Origin of the sequence: Oscillatoria sp. FACHB-1407, from assembly GCF_014697545.1 — a bacterium.
GTDB lineage: Bacteria > Cyanobacteriota > Cyanobacteriia > Elainellales > Elainellaceae > FACHB-1407.
This window is the reverse complement of sequence record NZ_JACJSA010000006.1, coordinates 271374-291962: the sequence shown is the minus strand read 5'-3', so window position 1 is coordinate 291962 and position 20589 is coordinate 271374. Positions and strand designations below refer to the sequence as shown.

The window sequence follows — 20589 nt, the reverse complement described above, 5'->3', positions numbered from 1 at the left end:
TCCTCCATTTAGCGGAACGCTTGTCTATCTTCGTGAAGAGCCTGAGTAAGCTGAGGGTCAGTTATCGTGCAGATAGCATAACGACAACTGACAGGACGAAACAGGACGAACAGTTATGGTTGACCAATCCAACACCCCTAACTACGGAGCAGACTCTGAAGCGATTAGACGAGAAGTTGAGCGCGAGTTTGAAGCAGAGTATGGTCCAGTGAACCCCGTAGAACCTGACTTAGAAGTTTTAGAGAGTTTAGAAGATGAAGTCGGTTTAAGGGAAGTGGATCTCAATCAGGCTGTGATTGACACCGTAGCAACGGATGATACAGACGATAACTTAGATGTCGATGATGACGGTGTTGCAGACGACGCAGACGATCAAGAAGCGATCAGCAACCTGCCACAAGAGTACACAGAGTCTTATGGAACAGGGTTACAGGGACAACCGAGCGATCGCGCTGGCACCTATTCGCGACGCGGCGAGCACATGCTGAATGCACCTGACTATGTCATTACAGGCGGTGATGTGGATGCCAACTACGAAGATGCTAATGCTGTAGGTGAAGAAGGCGTCGGTGGAACGGTGAGCACTCCCGACCAGGATATCGTTGATGAAGTAGCCGCAGCGGTTGGTCTGGAAATGGACGATCGCAGTTTCTTGAGAACCAACGACGTGTTAGAGGAACGGGACGATCGCCGTTGGGAATTAGATCCTAAATCTTCTGAAGATTATCAAGACCGTCGTGATTAATATCCAATTCATTTAACGAATCATAGTGACTGTAGGGTGGATTTTGTGGTTAAACCGCGCTGAATTTATAGCTTTGGTCAGAAAGCTTAAAGCAAAAGTAATGGCTCAAATCTTCATGCTGGGAAAGCTTTCTGACCCTCCTCCGCCCCATCGAATGTGGCTACTATATCGTCCGCTAACTCACCGTATTCGTCATTGTGTATGACCAGCAACGATTGACCATTGACCCTATCTCAGACTTCTTCATGAATCAAATAGGCTAGCTATAGCCGTAGTCACCTCAATTAAGACGAGGCACTCAGCAGAACAGATGCGATGAATCGCGTCTTTCTCAGCAGGACTTAAATTCAAGGTTCTAATGGTTTTGGCGATCGCTATAAATCGCTATAACAGCTTCACGTTCCTGAATAGAAGTTTGGTATGCCAAACCTACCGCAGATGGGTGCATCTGACGGTTAGGGGAGTGGCGGTTAAAACCGCAGACTTCGGCGTGAGCTCAGTCGAACGCTACCAGAACAAAACCTGCCTACGCAAGTTCAAAACCTCAGTCCGCGTAGATGGACTTCGATCGGATAGCCGCAAATTCATTCGTCGGGTCAGTCCCCCAATCACTAAATGCACCCACCGCAGATCAAATCACTACATCGTTCACGTCCAGCTTCGGAAAAAGCTGAAGTTTTCCCAATCAGCTGCTGTTTGTTGCTCAATGCGGGCTAACTCCTCAGTCGCTAAGGGCTGAAACGCTTGAGCGATCGCCACGTTCTGCTCCAACTGTTCGACGGTTTCTGCGGCGATGATGCAGGAGTGTACTCCCGTTTGCGATAGAGCATATCCCATTGCCTGACGCATTCCATCGACTGCACCCGTCTCAATCAAGCGACCATAGGCAGGCACTTTCATCGCAATAATCCCTGTATTTTGTTGCTGGGCGATCGGCAAAACACCTATGATAAAAGGGTCAGCCGTGTGTTTATCAGCTGCATTAATAGGGATGAGAGCCGTATCAAATGGGTGGCGACGGATGGCCTCTGCCATGATCGCTGGATTGTGATGTCCTGAGATGCCTACAAATCGGATGACACCCTGTTCTCGCGCTTCCTCTGCGGCTTTAATGGCTCCTTGTTGCCCCAGCACCGTGTTCAGATCCCAGTCGTAGGTCAGGGCATGAAACTGCCAGAGGTCAAGATGGTCAGTCTGCAAACGTTGTAGTGATTGTTCTAGCTCTCGCCATGCACCATCGCGATCGCGTGAACTGGCTTTGCTTGCTAAAAATAGCTTAGACCGATGGGGTGGTAACACTTTTCCCAGTCGTTCTTCACTGGGTCCATAGCTTGCTGCTGTGTCAAAGTAACGAACTCCCAATTCCAGGGCACGTTCAATCAGGGCGATCGCCTCTGCCTCTTCCCCAGCACGAGATAGAGGAGTCCGCCCAGCACCACCCAACCCAAAAATAGGAAGGTCAAAATTCGTGCGTCCTAACGGTCGCTGAGGAATTTCGACTAATGGGGTAGAACTGGCAGGTGAGGGGATCGGCGGTTCTGACGATGGAGATGCGTTGAGTGAATTATTGGCAGTAGGGGTCGTCGTGGATTGTTGGCAGGCTGAACTCCCAAGAATTCCACCTGCGGTCATCATGCTGGTGATCAAAAACTTCCGTCGAGTTGTTCGCTGTCCTGTCATGGTTTCATTTCTATCAAGGATTACAGTCCGTTGCAACGGACTTGACCCCGCAGCCCGCAATTCTTTTGCAGGTGATTATTGCCAGGGATGGAAGGTCTGAGATAACCAAATAGGATCAAGACTATATCTAGTATAGAAAATAATTCAATTGATAGTATAGTTTTCCATCAGCAGAACAGATGTAAATTTTAAACGTATTCTGCCAGTCTAAATTAGTTATCAACTATTTATCTAAATGGATAGAAAAAAGCCTTTATAGTAGCTCATTTACAACTTTCGAACTTAAATAAATCTATAATAAATCTATTGTTTAAATCCCCCGGTTCAGGCTAAATATAGTTGTCCTATTCGATTGATAAGCAAGGTGATTTTTAGGGGCGTTATTCTTCAGGCAAACGCTTTCAAAAACCACTGGTTCATATCTCCAAGGGAGAATGTAAGATGGCGATCGCGTTCCTAGAATGTGGAGAAGCAAAACACAAATAGCAACGCTGAAGGGTAGCCGTGGTCAAAAACGATTTGGCATACTATGACCGTCATGCCAATACCTGGTGGGAGGAAGGACAGGTCTTACATTTATCCGATCATTTCAATCGAACTCGATTTGAATTCATCTCAAACTACATCTCTAATTGGCGTGGATTGAGTATCTTAGATGTAGGGTGTGGGGGTGGTTTAGCCTGTGAATGGTTAGCAAAGTTAGGGGCTAATGTCTCAGGTATTGATCTCTCTAAAAACTCAATTGAAGCCGCCCGATCTCATGCCGATCAGGAACATTTACGGATTGATTATCGGCAGGGAAAAGCAGAAGCATTACCATATGAAACAAATCGTTTTGACTGTGTACTTTGCTTTGATGTCTTAGAGCATGTTTCAGATTTTAAGCAAGTCATCCGTGAAATTCATCGAGTTTTACAACCCGGTGGAATATTTTTCTTTGATACAGTCAATCGAACGTTGAAGTCTCGAATTGTGATGATCTGGCTTCTAGAAAAGATCCTGAAACAATTACCTCAAGGCTTGCATGATTGGCAAAAGTTTATTCGACCTGATGAGTTAATTCAAATCCTAACAACAAACCAATTTCAGGAGATTGAAATTAAAGGATTTGATGTAACCGATGGAGCTAACTTAGAGACGTTGCGAACAATCCTATTTCAAGGGTTTGATAAGCGTGAAAAAGGCAACCTATTTCCAATTCAAATTAACGACGACACCTCCATCTGCTATATCGGTAAATCCGTGAAGAAAGAGAGGATGGTGTCTATTAATACACAAGTTTATCAAAGAAATAGTCGGGGTTAGAGCCTGAGGATGACGAAGGAGATTGAACGTAAGGCAGACAAAATTGCTCTAACAAGTAGTTAAGATAAAGAAATGTTAAGAAGTTGAGTGGACTACACTTTGGAGTTCATTTTGCTTAAGTTAGAGCCAGTGGGATTTAGATTGTGATTTGGTTTACAGCAGTAGAAACAAAAGATTTAGGGCTTTCTTCTTTTAAGAAAGAGCCATTCACCTCATTCATAGAAGCAAACATTCAATCGTTTCAGGGAATTGCGATCGCCACAATTGTTCTCAGCCTGTGGATGATTAGTCTAGTTTTACTTCTCTCAGCAGATCTCTCTAAATACTCTTTTTGGCTAGTTGGAATGGCTCTACTCTGGCAAACGTTTTTGTATAGTGGGCTATTTATCACCGCTCATGATGCCATGCACGGGGCAGTGTTTCCGCTGAATCCGAAAATCAATAATGCGATCGGATCGTTTGCTGTATTGGTGTATGGGCTGTTTTCCTATCGAGAGTTATCTAAGAAACATTGGCTCCATCACAAGCATCCCAGTACTCAGTTAGATCCAGACTTTCACGATGGTCAACACGCTAACTTCTTTAATTGGTACTTCCACTTCATGAAGGGCTATTGGAGTTGGAGCAGAATGTTAGGGCTTGTGGTGCTGTTTCACGCCATTCATCATTTTCTGCATATTGCAGACTTAAATCTTGCTCTGTTTTGGGTGATTCCTTCTATCCTTAGCTCAGTGCAATTGTTCTACTTTGGCACTTTTCTAACCCACCGGGAACCTGAAGAGGGTTACACCACAAAACATCGCGCTAAAAGCACCTCTTTCTCAACTTTCTGGTCATTTATTACCTGTTATCATTTTGGCTATCACCATGAACACCATGAATATCCTCATTTGCCGTGGTGGAGATTACCAGAGATCTATCACTTAAGATTTGAGAGTTCTAAATAACGTCAGTTCGGTTTAAGACTTCCTTCCAAGTTAGGTGCAGGATTGTTTCAAGTGTTTGAAAACTAGTGTTGCAAACACAAAGTTCTGCAATGTAGGGGGTTTAGGGGCTTCGCCCCCAAGAAGGGGTTCCACCCCTTCACCCCTTTCAAAACTTATTTTTTGCTGTACTAGGCATTGGGGGAGTTTCCCCCAAACCCCCATTGGGGGACGCCACTGCCTCCCCCAAACCCCCTAGCAGAAGGTGTTTCAGTTCACCCAAAGGCGCGCTTCGCATCGGTTCCAAGTACGGGTGCTTCTGGTCGAGTCAAGACCTTTGACAAAGGCTCCAAGTCTCCCACAGCTGGGGGACTTAGGGGTTTGAGAGGACTTGTGTATACGCAGTAGCCTTAAAGGGAGATCTGCGGTTTTAACTGCCAAAACCTCTAGACTGAACTTAGGTCAGTTAGAACGGGGTGCAAATTGAGGAACCTCACGCCTCCAATCTCACAGTTGCTATACCCCGCCCAAATAGGAAAACCCAAACGATGAATCTGATCCAATCTCTGTTGATTTTTGTTCTAGCTGGGTTGTGTGAGATTGGTGGAGGATACTTAATTTGGCTGTGGGTGCGTGAAGGCAAAAGTATCACGTTAATTGCGATCGGAGCGATACTGCTGACGGTTTATGGCTTTGTTGCCACACTGCAACCAGCTAATTTTGGACGTGTTTACGCAGCCTATGGTGGTATTTTTATCATCTTGTCACTACTGTGGGGATGGCAGATAGACCAAACTGCCCCCGACCGATTGGACTGGTTAGGGGCAGCGATTATTTTAGCCGGTGTTATTGTGATGATGTACGCACCACGATCGTGACTGATACTGGCTTAGGGGCGTTCCAGAGCTGCTTCTGTTTGAGCGATCGCCAATAGCGTTTTCAAGACCGAGTCTGGGTTTAGGCTGATTGAGTCAATCCCCTGTTCCACCAAAAATTCCGCAAACTCCGGATAGTCACTGGGAGCTTGACCACAGATGCCAATCTTACGATTGAACTGTTTTGCGGTGGCGATTACCCGTGCCAGTTTGCGTTTCACGGCTTCATCGCGTTCGTCAAACAAATGAGACACTAAGGCAGAATCGCGATCCAAGCCTAATGTTAACTGCGTCAGATCGTTAGAGCCAATGGAAAAGCCATCAAACACTTCACTAAAGCGATCGGCAAGCTCAACATTACTGGGCAATTCACACATCACATAGACTTGCAGCCCATTTTCTCCGCGAACCAGTCCGTGTTTTGCCATCTCTTCCAACACTTTACGCCCTTCCGCCGGAGTCCTACAAAACGGAATCATTGGAATCACATTCATCAACCCCATCTCTTCACGGACACGCTTAAAGGCTCGGCACTCCAGCCCAAATGCCGCCTGATATTTCGGGTCATAGTATCGCGCCGCCCCTCGCCAGCCCATCATGGGGTTTTCTTCCTCTGGCTCAAACTCCCGTCCACCAATTAGATTGGCGTACTCATTGCTTTTCAAATCTGACATCCGCACCACCACTGGGTTAGGATAAAATGCGGCTGCCAACATGCCGATTCCCGATGCCAGTTTATCGACAAAGTATTCTGGGAGTTCCTCATACTGGCTAGCCAACTGGCTAATTTCCCACTTCGCAGCTTTATCTTTGAGGTCCTTAAAATGCAGGAGTGCCAACGGGTGAACTTTGATGTGGTTGGCAATGATGAACTCGGTGCGAGCTAACCCTACCCCATCATTGGGAATTGCTGCCAGTCGAAACGCTTCGTCAGGATTACCCACATTCATCAATACTTTAGTGCGAGTACGAGGCAGGGCATCGAGTTGGAGTTCTTGAATCTCAAAGGGCAACAATCCACTGTAAACGCGCCCCTCTTCACCTTCTGCACAAGAAACAGTGACTTCCTGATCGTCTTTGAGCATCTCAGTGGCATGGTCACAACCAACGATCGCCGGAATACCCAGTTCTCTAGCAATAATGGCAGCATGGCAGGTACGTCCCCCCTGATTGGTGATCACGGCACTAGCGCGTTTCATAATCGGTTCCCAATCAGGGTCGGTGCGGGTCGTCACCAACACTTCTCCTTGTTGAAACTCATCCAATCTGCGGATATCAGTGATGATGCGAACTTTGCCCTGACCGATCATCTCCCCAACAGCGCGACCCGTGAGAATCGGCGCGAGGGATGCGCTGGAGGCATGGCTCAACCGATAGGTCCGCAAGACGTTGCTTGTCTTTTGAGAATGCACGGTTTCAGGGCGTGCCTGGACAACAAACAAATCACCTGTCGTGCCATCCTTTGCCCATTCAATATCCATCGGGCTGTAGGTGCCCTGCACATCGGAGTAGTGATTTTCAATAATGCATGCCCACTCCGCCAATTGCAGAATTTCGTCATCGCTGAGAGCATACTTGCCCTGATCTGCCTTTGCAACGGGAATGTTGGTGGTAGACCGTCCGCCGCTCACGTCGTACACCATTTTGATTTCCTTACTGCCCAATCGCTTCTCCAAAATAGGACGAAATCCTTGCTGGAGCGTTGGTTTGAACACGATATATTCATCGGGATTCACGACCCCTTGTACAACGTTTTCCCCTAACCCGTAGGCAGCCGTAATCAATGCCGCATTCTTGAACCCACTCTCGGTATCGATGGAAAACATGACACCAGCCGATGCTAGATCAGACCGCACCATTTTTTGGACACCGACCGATAGGGCAACTTCAAAATGGTCAAAGTTCTTAATCGTGCGATAGGAAATGGCGCGATCGGTAAAGAGAGACGCGAAACAGCGACGACACGCCTCTAAAACGCCATTGATGCCGTTGATATTGAGGTAGGTGTCTTGTTGCCCAGCAAAGCTGGCATCGGGCAAGTCTTCGGCAGTTGCGCTCGATCGCACCGCGACATCAACTCCGCCATAGCGATTGAGACAGGCTTCTAACTCCTCCCCATCTAACAGTTCGCAGGTTTCAACCGCGACCCCATACTGCTCTGACAACTGCACATACGCTTGAATAATTGCCTGCTCTAGCTCCGGGGGAAACGGTGCATTGAGAATCATGTTGCGAGCTTGTCTGCCCCGTTCCTGCAAATTCTGAATATTTTCTACATCTAAATCCGCCAAAAGTCGATGCAGACGATTTTTCAGCCCTGCTTTTTCCATGAAGTAGCGAAAGGCATAAGCCGTCGTGGCAAACCCCGTGGGAACCCGAACTCCCTTAGGAGTAAGTTGCTGGATCATTTCTCCCAGAGAGGCGTTTTTTCCACCAACCAGGGGAACATCAGTAATTCCAACTTGTTCAAACCAAAGGACAAATTCTTTCTCCTTTCGATCTTGATTCAAAGGAAAAATATCTGGCTTTTTAGTGGTAATCATGATACTTTCGTGGGATTTTTAAGGTTAAGAAATGCAACTACTAAACCCAATGCTTGATTGAAATCTGGCTTAGTAATTTCAATCTTTTTTGGAATTGCTTGACGTGAATGTAGAGGGCAATGGTGAGGAGATTAGAAGTACTTTAAAGCTCCTACTAATTAAAAATTCTAACGTGCCGATCCCTGAGACAGGTGTTGAGCGGCTTGAAGTTTTGTTGTGTTATATGAAGAGATTTCTCTTAAATCGGGATCACCTGATCTCACATTCAGTTTAAAACCTTGAAATCTATGGTAAACCTAGACTACAGTCATCTCTCTACGTTGTTTGTTGTAAGCTTGTTAAATAGCTTTACATCCTGCCTAATACAGTCGTTCTCAGCTCTAGCAAACCCAAATTCACATCAGAAATCACTTTAAATTGCGGAATAAATTCATCTTCAACCCTGTAAGTTTTCATTACTATATTGAATATTAGGTTTGACCATTGCCAGGGCTTATAGATGGCTAACCCCTTCACCTACTCATCTTCCTGTAGATAGAAAATGAGCTAGTTTTTACAGTTTTAATAAGCCCGTGTAACTCAAATTTCTAACGAGCTATTTATAAAATGACATGATTAATCTGACCAAAAACAACATCAAAATAAGAGCAGCAGCGACTAATAAAGCAGATGCTATTTCACAAGTGGGTCAGTTGTTGGTTGAAAACGGCAATATGCAGCCGGGCTATATCACCAGCATGATGGAACGGGAAAAAGTCGCTCACACTTATTTGGGGAACGGTATTGCCATTCCCCACGGATTGCCAAAGGATCGAGATTTGATCCTGGAAACGGGTATCTCTGTCGTGCAGATTCCACAGGGTGTGGAGTGGAATCCAGGTGAGCAAGTTTACCTCGTCGTGGGGATTGCTGCTAAGTCAGATGAGCACCTGGAGATTCTCTCAAACCTGACTCATGTGTTAGACGATGAGCCGACGCTGAAACGGTTAGCCCAGACCACCAATCCCGATGACATCATTGCCTGTCTGACCAACCAATCAACCAATGGCAACGGTCATGGCGTAGAGGCAATTTCTTCTGACTTTGCTAACGGGATCGATGTGGTGATTCCTGGGACAGTAGGGCTACACGCTCGTCCAGCCACGGTGTTAGTTAATGCTGCCAAAGCGTTTGAGTCGGATATTCAAATCCGCTATGGCAATCAAACCGCCAATGCCAAAAGTTTAGTTTCTCTGCTCAAATTAGGGGTTGCAGGTGGGCAAACCGTTCGTTTGATGGCGCAAGGGAGAGATGAAGCGGCAGCGTTGGCAAGTTTGCAACGGGAAATCGAAGCAGGGTTGGGTGAGGAAGCCGAGGAAACAACTCCGATCGCCCTGGGACATTCACTCACGTTTGAATCTTCTGCGATTCCGGGTATTGCTGCCTCACCGGGATTGGCGATCGCCCCCATTTTTCAACTCAAGCGCGGCAAGATCGTGTTTGAAGCCACAGCAGTTGATCCACAAGCAGAAGAAACACGACTGCGACAGGCGGTGGAAACCGCAAAGGTGCAACTACAAGAACTGTATGACGATGTCAAATCGCGATCAGGCACAGGTAAGGCGGCGATCTTTTTAGCCCACCAGGAATTTTTGAATGACCCAGAATTACTGACCGAGGCGATCGCTCAGTTGCAAGATAAACGCAGCGCAGCATGGGTGTGGCAACAAGCCTATGAACAGCGCGCCCATGGGCTGGAACAATTGCACGATCCTCTCCTGGCAGGTCGAGCCAGCGATTTGCGCGATGTCGGTCGGCGGGTGTTGCGCCTGTTAGCAGACCGGGTGGAGGATGAATCCAGCCTGCCCAAGTCTCCGACCATTTTAATTGCAGAGGATTTGACCCCATCCGACACCGCCGGACTCGACCCGACTCTGATTCTGGGCTTTTGTACAGCTTATGGTGGTCCCACCTCGCACAGTGCTATCATTGCGCGATCGCTTGGCATTCCGGCGATCGTGGGGGCGGGTCCAGCCGTGCTCAACCTCAGCAACAGTACACGCTGCATTTTGGATGGCGAAAGTGGCAACCTCTATCCCAATCCCACGCAAGCCGACCTGGAGGTTGCCCGAACTGCTCAGCAAGACCTGCAAGCCTTACGAGAAACAGAGCAATTAGCCCGGTTCCAACCCGCGATTATGACTGACGGACACCGGGTTGAGGTGGTCGCTAACATTGGGGCGGCAGCGGAAGCCGAACAGGCGGTGAATGCTGGAGCCGAAGGGGTGGGGCTACTGCGTACAGAATTTCTGTTTTTGCAGCGATCGCACCCTCCCTCCGAGGACGAACAGTTTGCTGCCTATTCCCGGATGACGAAGGCGTTGAACGGATTGCCCTTGATTGTTCGGACGCTAGACATCGGTGGGGATAAAGCCGTTCCCTATTTGAACTTGCCTGCTGAAGACAATCCTTTCCTGGGCGTTCGAGGAATTCGCCTCTGTCTCCAGCGTCCAGACCTGTTTCGACCGCAACTGCGAGCAATCTATCGCACGGCTCAAATGGGTGCTGTCAAAATCATGTTTCCCATGATTGCGACTCTGGAGGAATTGCAAGCTGCAAAAGCCATGGCAGAAGAAACCCGGTTAGAAATCGGCGCACCCGTTGTTGAGATTGGCATGATGATCGAGGTTCCCTCAGCGGTGTTGATGGCAGAGGAGTTTGCCCAGGAGGTAGATTTCTTCTCGATTGGCACAAACGATCTGACACAATACGTCCTGGCGATGGATCGCGGACATCCTGCCCTGGCAAAACAAGCCGACGGATTGCATCCGGCAGTGTTGCGCATGATCGATCACACGGTCAAAGCCGCCAGCGCAGCGGGCAAGTGGGTCGGCGTTTGTGGTGGCATGGCAGGCGACCCCAAAGGAGCAGCCATCTTGGCTGGGTTGGGCGTTCACGAACTCAGCATTAGCATCCCCAGTGTGGCAGCAGTGAAAGCGAAATTGCGGAGCCTCTCCCACGCACAGACGCAAGATCTGGCAACACGAGCTTTGAAATGTCGCAATGCTCAAGCGGTTCGCGCTTTGACCTGACCCCATTCAGGTTAGGAAGCTCGGCGAATCCACTGCGGCTGTCCGAACAAAATTGCGGATCGAAATCTTTGTCGAACGTCCTACATGGACGGCAACCCAGCCAAGATTGAGCCTCTCGTCGCAGTTTCAACGCCACACTTCTGATTTCAACTTCCCGACTTGTTATTTCCCACGCCCGACCTCATCCAGGTCATTCTAACCATTGCTGTAATCCCATCATGCATCCCAACATTGCTACGATTACCCTCAATCCGGCGATCGACCACACTGCCTCTATTCCCTATTTCCAGGCGGGTGCTGTCAACCGGGTCGAGTGGGAGCAGATTGACCCCGGCGGCAAAGGGGTCAACGTTGCCTCATTTCTCACCGATTTTGGCTTTTCTGTCACCGTTTCCGGGTTTTTAGGGAAGGACAACGCCGATCTGTTTCACCAGTTCTTCGCACAAAAGCAGATTCAGAATCAATTTGTGGCGATCGCGGGTAAGACACGGGTTAATGTCAAAATCATTGACGCCGCGCAACATCAGGTCACAGATATTAACTTTCCGGGGCAGACGCCAGCGGAAGCCGATGTGGCCGATCTGTATGGGGCGATCGCCAATTTGGCGCAGACCTGTGACTGGTTTGTACTGTCGGGCAGCATTCCCGCTGGTTTATCGCCCAACATCTATGGCAAGTTGGTGGCTCAACTCAAAGCCCAGGGCAAAACTGTGGTGCTAGATGCCAGTGGCGAGGGGTTGCGGCAAGCCGTTCCCTTTGCGCCCTACGCCATCAAACCCAATATTGACGAACTTCAGGAGTTAATTGGGCATTCCCTTAGCAAAGGGGCAATGGAAAGTAGCCCTCCCGATGCGGTCATCGCTCAAGCCGCTCAAACCCTTGTCACTCAGGGAATTCACACCGTTGTCGTGTCAATGGGAGCCAGAGGAGCCATCTTTGCAGAGGCAGACCAAACGCTGCTGGCTCGTCCTCCTCGCATTGAAGTTGTGAGCACAGTCGGTGCAGGGGATGCGATGGTGTCCGGTCTAATCACAGGCAAGCTTCGGGGATTGGCTCTGGCTGATTGTGCGCGACTGGCGACTGCCTTCTCCATTGGGGCACTGAGCCAGGTAGGACCGCGACTTCCTCCGATTCAAACCGTTGAATCCTTTATAGACACCGTTGAAATTCAACCTTTGTAAAGCTGCACCCTTTTTATAACTATGAAAACCATCAAAAAAATTGTGGCAGTCACTGCCTGCCCCACTGGAATTGCCCACACCTTCATGGCAGCGGAAGCCCTGCGAAAAACCGCAGAGGTCATGGGGTACGACATGAAAGTTGAAACCCAAGGGGCTGAAGGAGTCAAAACCCCTCTGTCAGACCAGGATATTGCGGAAGCCGATCTCGCCATCATTGCAGCCGATATTCACGCTGACCCTGCTCGATTTGCGGGTAAGCCCGTGTATGCCACCTCCACGAGCAACGCCATCCGCAACACCGGAGCCGTCATTGAGGCAGCCATTGCCGAAGCACAACAAACCGACCTGGAAACCATTACACCGACTCCCGATCCTGTTCCTGTCGCCGCTGCTGCCACTCCATCGGGTGCGACTAAGCATCTCGTGGGCATTACCTCCTGCCCCACTGGAATTGCTCACACCTTCATGGCAGCAGAAGCCTTGCGCAAGGCAGCCACTGAACTGGGACACGACATGAAGGTAGAAACTCAGGGGTCAGTAGGAGCCAAAAACCAATTGACCTCTGAAGATATTGCTCAAGCGGATGCGGTAGTAATTGCAGCGGATACGCACGTTGATTTGTCGCGATTTGCCGGAAAGCGGGTTTACGAAACCTCGACTAAACAGGCGTTAAAAGCAGGCAAAACCATCATTAATGAAGCTCTGGCAATGCCTGAACCAGCCCCTCAAACCGCCTCAAATGGCAGTGGTGACGACGGCAGAGGCGATTATCTACAATCGGTGCAACGTGCCAAAACCGAACAAAACGCAAGGCGATCGGGACCCTATCGGCACCTGTTAACTGGCGTATCTTACATGTTGCCTGTCATCGTTGCAGGGGGTTTAATTATTGCTCTCTCCTTTGTATTTGGGCTGGAGCCAGAAGAAGGTTCTATTGGCGCAGCATTAATGCAAATTGGTGGAGCGTCTGCCTTTGCCCTGATCGTGCCAGTGCTTTCTGGATTCATTGCCTTCTCCATTGCCGATCGCCCCGGTTTAGCTCCTGGGTTAATCGGTGGGATGCTGGCAGCTAACTTGGGTATGGGCTTTCTCGGTGGTATTCTCTCTGGCTTTTTAGCGGGATACATCGCCCTATTTGTGCGCGACAAAATCAAATTGCCTGCCAACCTGGAGGGACTGAAACCCGTTCTGGTCATTCCCCTGTTGTCCACATTAGCCGTAGGTTTGCTGCTGGTCTACGTGTTTGGTACTCCAGTGAAAGCCATCCTGGATGGATTAACAGCATTTTTGCAAGGCATGGGTCAAACCAATGCCGTCATTCTCGGTTTGATCTTGGGTGGCATGATGGCAGTAGACATGGGGGGTCCAGTCAACAAAGCAGCATACACCTTTGCGGTGGGCTTGTTAGCCAGTAATGTGTTTGCGCCGATGGCGGCGGTGATGGCAGCAGGTATGACTCCTCCTCTGGGGCTAGCATTAGCCACTCTGTTAGCTAAACGCCAGTTCACTCACGAAGAGCGAGAAGCCGGACGGGTCGCCACCGTACTCGGTATCTCCTTCATCACCGAAGGGGCGATTCCTTTTGCGGCAAAAGATCCAATTCGCGTCCTACCTGCCTGTATTTTGGGGTCAGCCGCAGCCGGAGCACTCTCGATGCTATTTGGTTGTACATTGCGTGCTCCCCATGGTGGCATTTTTGTTCTGGCAATTCCCAATGCGGTGAGCCAGGGGGGATTGTATGTTGTGGCGATCGCAGTTGGCACGTTAGTTACAGCTCTGGCAATCACCCAATTCAAACGTTGGCAACCCAAAGCGAACCAACCAGTTGTAGAAGAAGCGTAAATATAACGCGATAGCCGTAGCCACATTCGCTGGGGCGGAGGCGAGTCAGAAAGCGACAATAAGTCCGCGAACTGTACGGGCGGGTTTAGCAGCAAACCCATTTGCACCCTGTCCTGGATTTGACAGCAAACCCCGCCCCTATCCAACATCGAACTTATCTCGTTCCCATTTCTTGGGCAAACCAATTAGCGGCGTCTAAAACCCCCACGACGACCACCGATTCTCCGACTACCAAACCCACTCGGATTGCGGCGAACCGTGGGACGATTCTGATTGGTGCGTCGTCGCAGCGTATCCGAGCCATACCCCGATCCTGTAGCGCGATCGCCTTGTGTGCGGCGATTGGGTTGGGCAACAGTGGGCGATCGCAAGCGTCCTGCGGTTCTCAATTGGCGATTCCGCACTTCAGCCGGAGGAGCACTATAGCGAGTCTGATAGCGGTTGACTGCCTGGTTATAGGTTCTGCCATAGCCACCATAGCCAACGAGGATACCACCGGGTCGATAGACAGGCGGAATGTAGTAATGGGGGGTGAACAACAAACTCCCCAATGCTTGACCTGCCAATGCGCCAGCAAAGGGCGTCCAGAAACTGGTTTGGCGATCGATCACGACGACTTCGGGTTCCCCCGTTTGAGGATTGGTCGTTGTTTCAGTCACGTTATGCACGTATTCAATGCGAAAATCTTCGTCTAAGTAGAGTGAAGGCTGATTATTCTCCACACCCAAATAGCTGGATTGCCCATTGGCGATTTGCTCATCGGTGAGGCGAGCTAACGGCAAGTTTGCAGTCCGAAAAGTGGAGGATTGTCCCGCTGGGGTGTTGAGCAGAAATAAGGTATATTCCCCAGTGCTGTCATCATAGGAGGCTTGTTGCACTGGATATTGCCCGTTAGGTAGGTTGGCACTTTGAGCCGGAGTGGGGTTAGAAGGCTGGGCTTGGGGTGCTTCAGGATAAGGGCTTTCAGCGATCGGAGAACTGTCGTAGGGCAACGAACAGGCAGTCGTTAGCCCTAACGTTACAATCATGGAATAGACAATAATGGTACGAAACATAGTGTTTTATCAGTGTTTAAACAATCAATAATTTGTGAAAGACGTGTTGAAAGTGGAGCCACAATTTTTGATCAAGTTTAGAGCGGAACCAATTCAGGAAAGTTCAGCAGAAGTTGATCGGCAGTTAATACATCGCCTAACTGAGCCGGAGAGAAATGCACTTGAATGGCGCGCAAACGATCTTGATAGTGCAAATTAATAAGTGCTTTGAGTCCTGTCTTGAGAGCACTCATATCCGCCAAGTCAGTTTCAAGTTCAGGTGATTCACCTTCATACGCGACAGTCAACATCACCACTAGATGTTGAGTAACGGGTAACGTTAACAGATCATTGGATGCATCACCTGCTGAATCTTCGATCGCATCTCCATAGCGTTCAGCAGAGTCAGTAAAAAGTTCTGCGAGATAATCGGCTGCGTCCTCTTCATTCCAAAAAACATCTCCTTCATTGGACGCCGATCGCCAATACAAATCGTACTGCAATAGAGTTTGACAGATATCTACCAAACCCTCACCCAACGTCCGCAAATCACCCTCTGAAGCGATCGCCTCTTGCGATTTGCGATTGAGCAGACCCAGTAAGGGAGCCACTTCTTGAGCCGACAAGTGCAAAAGAATTCGACAGACCGCAAATCGATTCTGACCACTCAAACGATTGAAGCGATCGCGCCAGGAATTTGCCATTACTAAACCTTAAACCGACACTCTCCAGCTTAAGAAACCTTTCGACTGTCCCTAATCCACAGCAAGGGAGAGTTGATCAATCCGAATGGAGGAGATTTTGTCACCCGTTACCCAATGACTAACCCCGTTGCTAACGCTCCTGCGATTGCCGATGAAATGGCTCCCGTAGATGCTGTTAGAAACAACCACCAGGCAGCAGCAGCAGCGGCTTTGCGGGTGTCTTCGGCACGTTGTTGTGTGGTCTGTTTCACGGCTTCGATGCGATCTTGTGCCGTTTGTTGGATCGATTCGATCTGTTGCAAGGAGCGATCGCGCAGATACTTCACGGGACTAAGCAGTGATTGATTAAATCCAGTCAGGCTGTTGTGAGAAGTGTTGAGCAGGCGATCGAGGTTTTGTTTTAACTCTGGATGATCTGCTGTCAGCGCATTCAATACATCCGAGCCAAAGGAATCCCGTACTTTAGCCAAAGCAATAGACAACACAATGGGGGCTAAGTCAGCCCAATTTGGCATTTTGATACCGACGTGTTGCAGCAGATCAGGCAGAATACCAAAGACTCGTTCAATCGCCTTATTGAGAGCCGATTGCAAGACTTTAGCCGTTACCTGTGTTGGTAAAGACTTTCCAGAGGATGTTGATGGTATATCGTTTGTTGAATAGTCTTGTAAAGCAGATTGCCAGGTTGATTCAATTCGTTCAGCAATGCGATTTTTTTGTTTCTCTGTCAAATCGGATCGCTGTTCCAGAATAGTGATTAGTCTGGACTGATCAAATGCTGGTAGAACGGGTAAAGTGTGCTCTTGCTGAATCTCCTGCAAAAACGTTTTAACTTTGCGATCGATTCGTTTGGAGGTCAAACTTTTAACACTGGTCACCTGTAGATAAGTGTCAACATGTTGCCAGAGTTCCGCTGTAGCAACTTGTCGTTGTGTACGCAACTCATCACTTTCCTCAAGCTGCCAGCGTGATGTTTCCAGTTGTAATAGTGGTTGTAGTTGCTCTTCTAACTGTTCTTCAACAAGTTGTCGCAAGTCAACAGCGTTGAGCATGGTTTGCATCTCTTGACGCACAGTGGCAACAATCTGTTCTTCACTCAACGCAGAGGTAGTATTGTCTTCTTTGGTGAAAACAGCAGCGATCGCTGAAACGATGCGTCGAAAGCCTCCGGTCGTGATATCCAGCAGTGAACCGACCAGGGAACCAACGGCTCTAGAGCTAACCCAAATCAACAGTAGAAAATATGCTGACCAGATGACAATACCAGCGATCGCCCCAGAGAGTGGAGTGGTGACCTGACTAAATTTGGTGGCTAAAAAACAGGCTCCAAACAACACCGTATTGACGGTGAGTAAAATTCCAAAACCCGCCAGTGTGCCAATTCCTGAACTAGATTCTGATGTGTCAGCCTCAGCCGAAGCTTCACGAGTTGCCCAGCGGATTCGCCAGACAGAGATCCCGATCGCCACACCCAAATTCGTCAGCAGCAGTTGAAAGGCTAAAGCCGTTAACAATCCCACCACTAATGCGGTCAACAATTGCGTCCAGACAAACTCTGGTGCAACCGGGGCGATCGCATCAGTTGGCTGCACGAATTGGATCTCTGGTAAATGCAGCCGAATTTGAGAATAGAGTCGAGTCAGGTAAAGGAAAAACACAGGTTTATTTTGGATTCTGGATTTTGGATTTGCACTTTTGATGCGAGATAGTCTTACCCTAACGAGGGAATGAGCAAAATTTCATCTCACCAAAAGTAGAAAAGCAAAAAGATCTCCAACTTCTTGAAGAAGTTGGAGATCTTAAGGGCTTCTTAGTCAGTTAAGAAGCGATCGCAGCCAGAGTCGGTGCATCCTTGCGGACAACGCGGATCTGACCATCGTCATCCACATCTACAATTGCCGTTTGACCTGCACTCACCTGACCCGACAGGATGGCATCTGCCAGAGAGTCTTCGAGGAGACGAGCGATCGCCCGACGCAGAGGACGTGCCCCATAGCTGGGGTTGAAGCCTTCTGCCACAACCCGCTCCTTGAAGGCTTCGCTGACTTCGAGGGTGATTGCCTGTTCGTTCAAGCGACTTGCCGCATCGTGAATCATCAGGTCGGCGATTTGCTTCACTTCGTCGCGCTTGAGTTGACGGAAGACAATGATCTCATCCAATCGGTTCAGGAACTCTGGACGGAAGTAGTGCTTCAGTTCCTCATTCACCAGATTGCGAATGCGGGTGTACTGCGACGTATCTGCATCATCGCCGGAGAGTTCAAAGCCTAATCCACCACCACCTTTCTCAATCACCTTCGAGCCGATGTTGGAGGTCATGATCAGCAACGTGTTCTTGAAGCTGACCGTGCGACCTCTAGAATCGGTGAGGCGACCGTCTTCTAACAATTGCAACAGCATATTGAAGACATCGGGGTGCGCTTTCTCAATTTCATCGAGCAGCACAACGGTGTAGGGCTTACGGCGCACCATCTCGGTGAGTTGTCCGCCTTCGTCATAGCCCACATAACCCGGAGGAGAGCCAATTAGCTTGGAGACGGTGTGCGACTCCATGTATTCCGACATATCCAACCGGATCATTGCCTCTTCAGAACCGAAGATGCTGGCAGCCAGAGCTTTTGCAAGTTCGGTTTTACCTACTCCAGTCGGACCGGAGAACAGCAAGCTGGCGATCGGGCGATCGGGATTGCCCAAGCCGACTCGTGCCCGTCGAATGGCGCGAGACACGGCGACCACAGCTTCATCCTGACCAATCACACGCTGATGCAGCGTATCTTCCAGGTGCATCAACAGAATGGATTCAGACTCCGACAACTTGTTCACAGGGATGCTCGTCCAGGAAGAAACCACCTGGGCAATATCCTCAGCCGTGACCATAGGAGCACTGGAGGATACTTCCGTTCCTTCTGCACTACCGTAAGTTGAGGTGTTCTGGTTTTCTTGAGCCGCTTTAAGTTTGGCTTCCAATTCCAGTTCGCGATCGCGCAATTGCCCTGCTTTGTCGAAATCTTGAGCCTGTACGGCAGCGTTCTTCTCAGCTGTTACCTGCCGCAACTCCCGCTTCAAGTCTTTAGTAGGCGACTTTTGAGCATGACGGAACCGTACCAGGGAACCTGCTTCGTCAATCAAGTCAATGGCTTTGTCAGGCAAGAAGCGATCGCTGATGTAACGGTCAGACAGCTTGGCAGCAGCCTCTAACGCTTCGTCTGTAATCACCAGCATGTGGTGATGTTCGTAGCGATCGCGCAATCCCCGCAGGATATCAATCGTCTCTTCTACGGTTGGTTCACCCACCATGACAGGCTGGAAGCGTCGTTCCAGAGCTGCATCGCGCTCGATGTGTTTGCGATATTCATCCAGGGTGGTTGCCCCGATGCATTGCAATTCGCCGCGTGCCAATGCGGGCTTGAGCAAGTTGGCAGCATCCGTGCCCCCCTCAATGGAGCCAGCCCCAATCAGGGTATGAATCTCATCAATCACCAGAATGATATTGGTGGATTGGCGCACCTCATCCATGATCTGGGTAATGCGCTCTTCAAAGTCACCCCGGAAGCGAGTTCCAGCCAGTAAGGAACCCATGTCAAGGCTGTAGACCTGCTTATCTTGCAGAATATCGGGCACTTCCTGGTTCACAATGCGCTGCGCCAAACCTTCAGCGATCGCCGTTTTACCGACACCCGGTTCACCGACCAACACAGGGTTGTTTTTGGTACGACGACCGAGGATTTGTACGACGCGCTCTAGCTCGCGCTCCCGTCCTACCATCGGGTCAAGTTTGCCTTCGATGGCACGCTGAGTCAGGTTAGTGCCAAACTCATCCAGCATCTTGGTGCGCCGCTTGGAGCGATCGCCTGTGGGTCGAGTGGCAGTTCTCCCGGCGGCAACAGGGGTCGTTTCACCCACTGCCTGAATGATGCGTTTGCGAACATCAGCCGGATCAATTTTCAGATTCTCCAGAATTTTGACGGCAACGCTTTCGCCTTCCTGGACTAAGCTCAACAACAGGTGCTCTGGACCAACGTAGCGAGTGTCAAGCTGACGAGCTTCTTGAAAGGCTTGCTCAAAGACACGCTTGGTTTTGGGGGTAAAGGGAATCTCTGCCGGAACGAAGCCCGACCCCCGACCAACGATTTTCTCAACTTCAGCCCGTGTCGCGGCTAAGGTAATACCCAATTCAGCAAGGACAGTCGCCGCAATGCTGCCTTCTGCCCGAATTAACCCCAATAGAATCTGCTCGGTGCCGACAAAATTGTGTCCTAAACGGCGAGCCTCTTCCTGGGCAAACATGACAGCGGCGATCGCCTTTTCAGTGAAATACTCAAACATATGGGATTTCTCCGCTAGGCTGTGTCAACGGTAGACAAGTGCCCACCGCTCCTACGGTGTCATAGCGTCATCTGGGGTGCAGGGATGACCCTGGCTAAGGGCAAAGCCCTCATACTCCCTCGTCCACAAGCAAGTTGTGAACCAGTGGCGACCGATATGAACATTTGTAACCGTATTACATACCAATTTATCTAGAACGCGGATGTCCGAACAGGGAGGAAAACCGTAGCGATCGGGCGTAAAGGCGTACCTGAGGCAGATGTTGAGCCATTACCGCAATTTTTTCTAATTGCGTAAATTTTTGATGAAGGAGCGATCGCCTCTATTGGCGTACCTCGTTAGCGAGGGGATAGCGGAGGG

At 49.4% G+C, this 20589-nt stretch carries 13 protein-coding genes; 7 read left to right on the top strand and 6 right to left on the bottom strand.

The window, feature by feature from the left end; genetic code table 11:
• Nucleotides 1–115 precede the first annotated feature (115 nt).
• Nucleotides 116–745, top strand: a complete 630-nt coding sequence (locus H6G89_RS34970; RefSeq protein WP_242059921.1) for a DUF6335 family protein — start codon at nt 116–118, stop codon at nt 743–745.
• A gap of 648 nt (nt 746–1393) precedes the next feature.
• Here H6G89_RS34970 and H6G89_RS12625 read toward each other — a convergent pair.
• Nucleotides 1394–2425, bottom strand: coding sequence for an aldo/keto reductase (locus tag H6G89_RS12625; protein ID WP_190506641.1), 1032 nt, complete (start codon nt 2423–2425; stop codon nt 1394–1396).
• Nucleotides 2426–2929: 504 nt separating this feature from the next.
• On the opposite strand from H6G89_RS12625, the gene ubiG reads away from it, so the two are divergent.
• The 3 genes from ubiG (at nt 2930) to H6G89_RS12610 (ending at nt 5531) form a co-directional block, all read left to right on the top strand.
• A complete protein-coding gene (gene ubiG, locus H6G89_RS12620; RefSeq protein ID WP_190506639.1) occupies nt 2930–3730 on the top strand; it encodes a bifunctional 2-polyprenyl-6-hydroxyphenol methylase/3-demethylubiquinol 3-O-methyltransferase UbiG in 801 nt (266 codons plus the stop codon).
• 143 nt (nt 3731–3873) lie between these two features.
• Complete coding sequence (gene crtW, locus H6G89_RS12615) at nt 3874–4677, top strand: beta-carotene ketolase CrtW (RefSeq protein ID WP_309229822.1); 804 nt, start codon at nt 3874–3876, stop codon at nt 4675–4677.
• A 524-nt stretch (nt 4678–5201) separates the two neighbouring features.
• Nucleotides 5202–5531 carry a YnfA family protein gene (locus H6G89_RS12610; protein ID WP_190506637.1) on the top strand — a complete coding sequence of 110 codons (330 nt, stop codon included), beginning with the start codon at nt 5202–5204 and terminating at the stop codon, nt 5529–5531.
• An 11-nt stretch (nt 5532–5542) separates the two neighbouring features.
• Here the strand turns inward: H6G89_RS12610 and ppsA are convergent, their stop codons facing one another.
• Nucleotides 5543–8038 carry a phosphoenolpyruvate synthase gene (gene ppsA, locus H6G89_RS12605; protein ID WP_441339445.1) on the bottom strand — a complete coding sequence of 832 codons (2496 nt, stop codon included), beginning with the start codon at nt 8036–8038 and terminating at the stop codon, nt 5543–5545.
• Nucleotides 8039–8682: 644 nt separating this feature from the next.
• On the opposite strand from ppsA, the gene ptsP reads away from it, so the two are divergent.
• The 3 genes from ptsP to H6G89_RS12590 all read left to right on the top strand — a co-directional run bounded on the left by ptsP (nt 8683) and on the right by H6G89_RS12590 (nt 14165).
• On the top strand, nt 8683–11142 hold the full coding sequence (gene ptsP, locus H6G89_RS12600; RefSeq protein ID WP_190506633.1) for a phosphoenolpyruvate--protein phosphotransferase: 2460 nt from the start codon (nt 8683–8685) through the stop codon (nt 11140–11142).
• 218 nt (nt 11143–11360) lie between these two features.
• On the top strand, nt 11361–12323 hold the full coding sequence (pfkB, locus tag H6G89_RS12595; RefSeq protein ID WP_190506631.1) for a 1-phosphofructokinase: 963 nt from the start codon (nt 11361–11363) through the stop codon (nt 12321–12323).
• Between the two features lie 21 nt (nt 12324–12344).
• Nucleotides 12345–14165, top strand: a complete 1821-nt coding sequence (locus H6G89_RS12590; protein ID WP_199336682.1) for a PTS fructose-like transporter subunit IIB — start codon at nt 12345–12347, stop codon at nt 14163–14165.
• 185 nt (nt 14166–14350) lie between these two features.
• On the opposite strand, the gene H6G89_RS12585 is transcribed toward H6G89_RS12590, so the two are convergent.
• The 4 genes from H6G89_RS12585 to H6G89_RS12570 all read right to left on the bottom strand — a co-directional run bounded on the left by H6G89_RS12585 (nt 14351) and on the right by H6G89_RS12570 (nt 20229).
• Nucleotides 14351–15220 (bottom strand): hypothetical protein, encoded by an 870-nt coding sequence (locus H6G89_RS12585; RefSeq protein ID WP_190506630.1) that lies wholly within the window; start codon nt 15218–15220, stop codon nt 14351–14353.
• Nucleotides 15221–15297: 77 nt separating this feature from the next.
• Nucleotides 15298–15903, bottom strand: a complete 606-nt coding sequence (locus H6G89_RS12580; RefSeq protein WP_190506627.1) for a DUF1517 domain-containing protein — start codon at nt 15901–15903, stop codon at nt 15298–15300.
• 107 nt (nt 15904–16010) lie between these two features.
• Nucleotides 16011–17495 (bottom strand): hypothetical protein, encoded by a 1485-nt coding sequence (locus tag H6G89_RS12575; RefSeq protein WP_190506625.1) that lies wholly within the window; start codon nt 17493–17495, stop codon nt 16011–16013.
• Nucleotides 17496–17721: 226 nt separating this feature from the next.
• Nucleotides 17722–20229 (bottom strand): ATP-dependent Clp protease ATP-binding subunit, encoded by a 2508-nt coding sequence (locus H6G89_RS12570; RefSeq protein WP_190506624.1) that lies wholly within the window; start codon nt 20227–20229, stop codon nt 17722–17724.
• Nucleotides 20230–20589 lie beyond the last annotated feature (360 nt).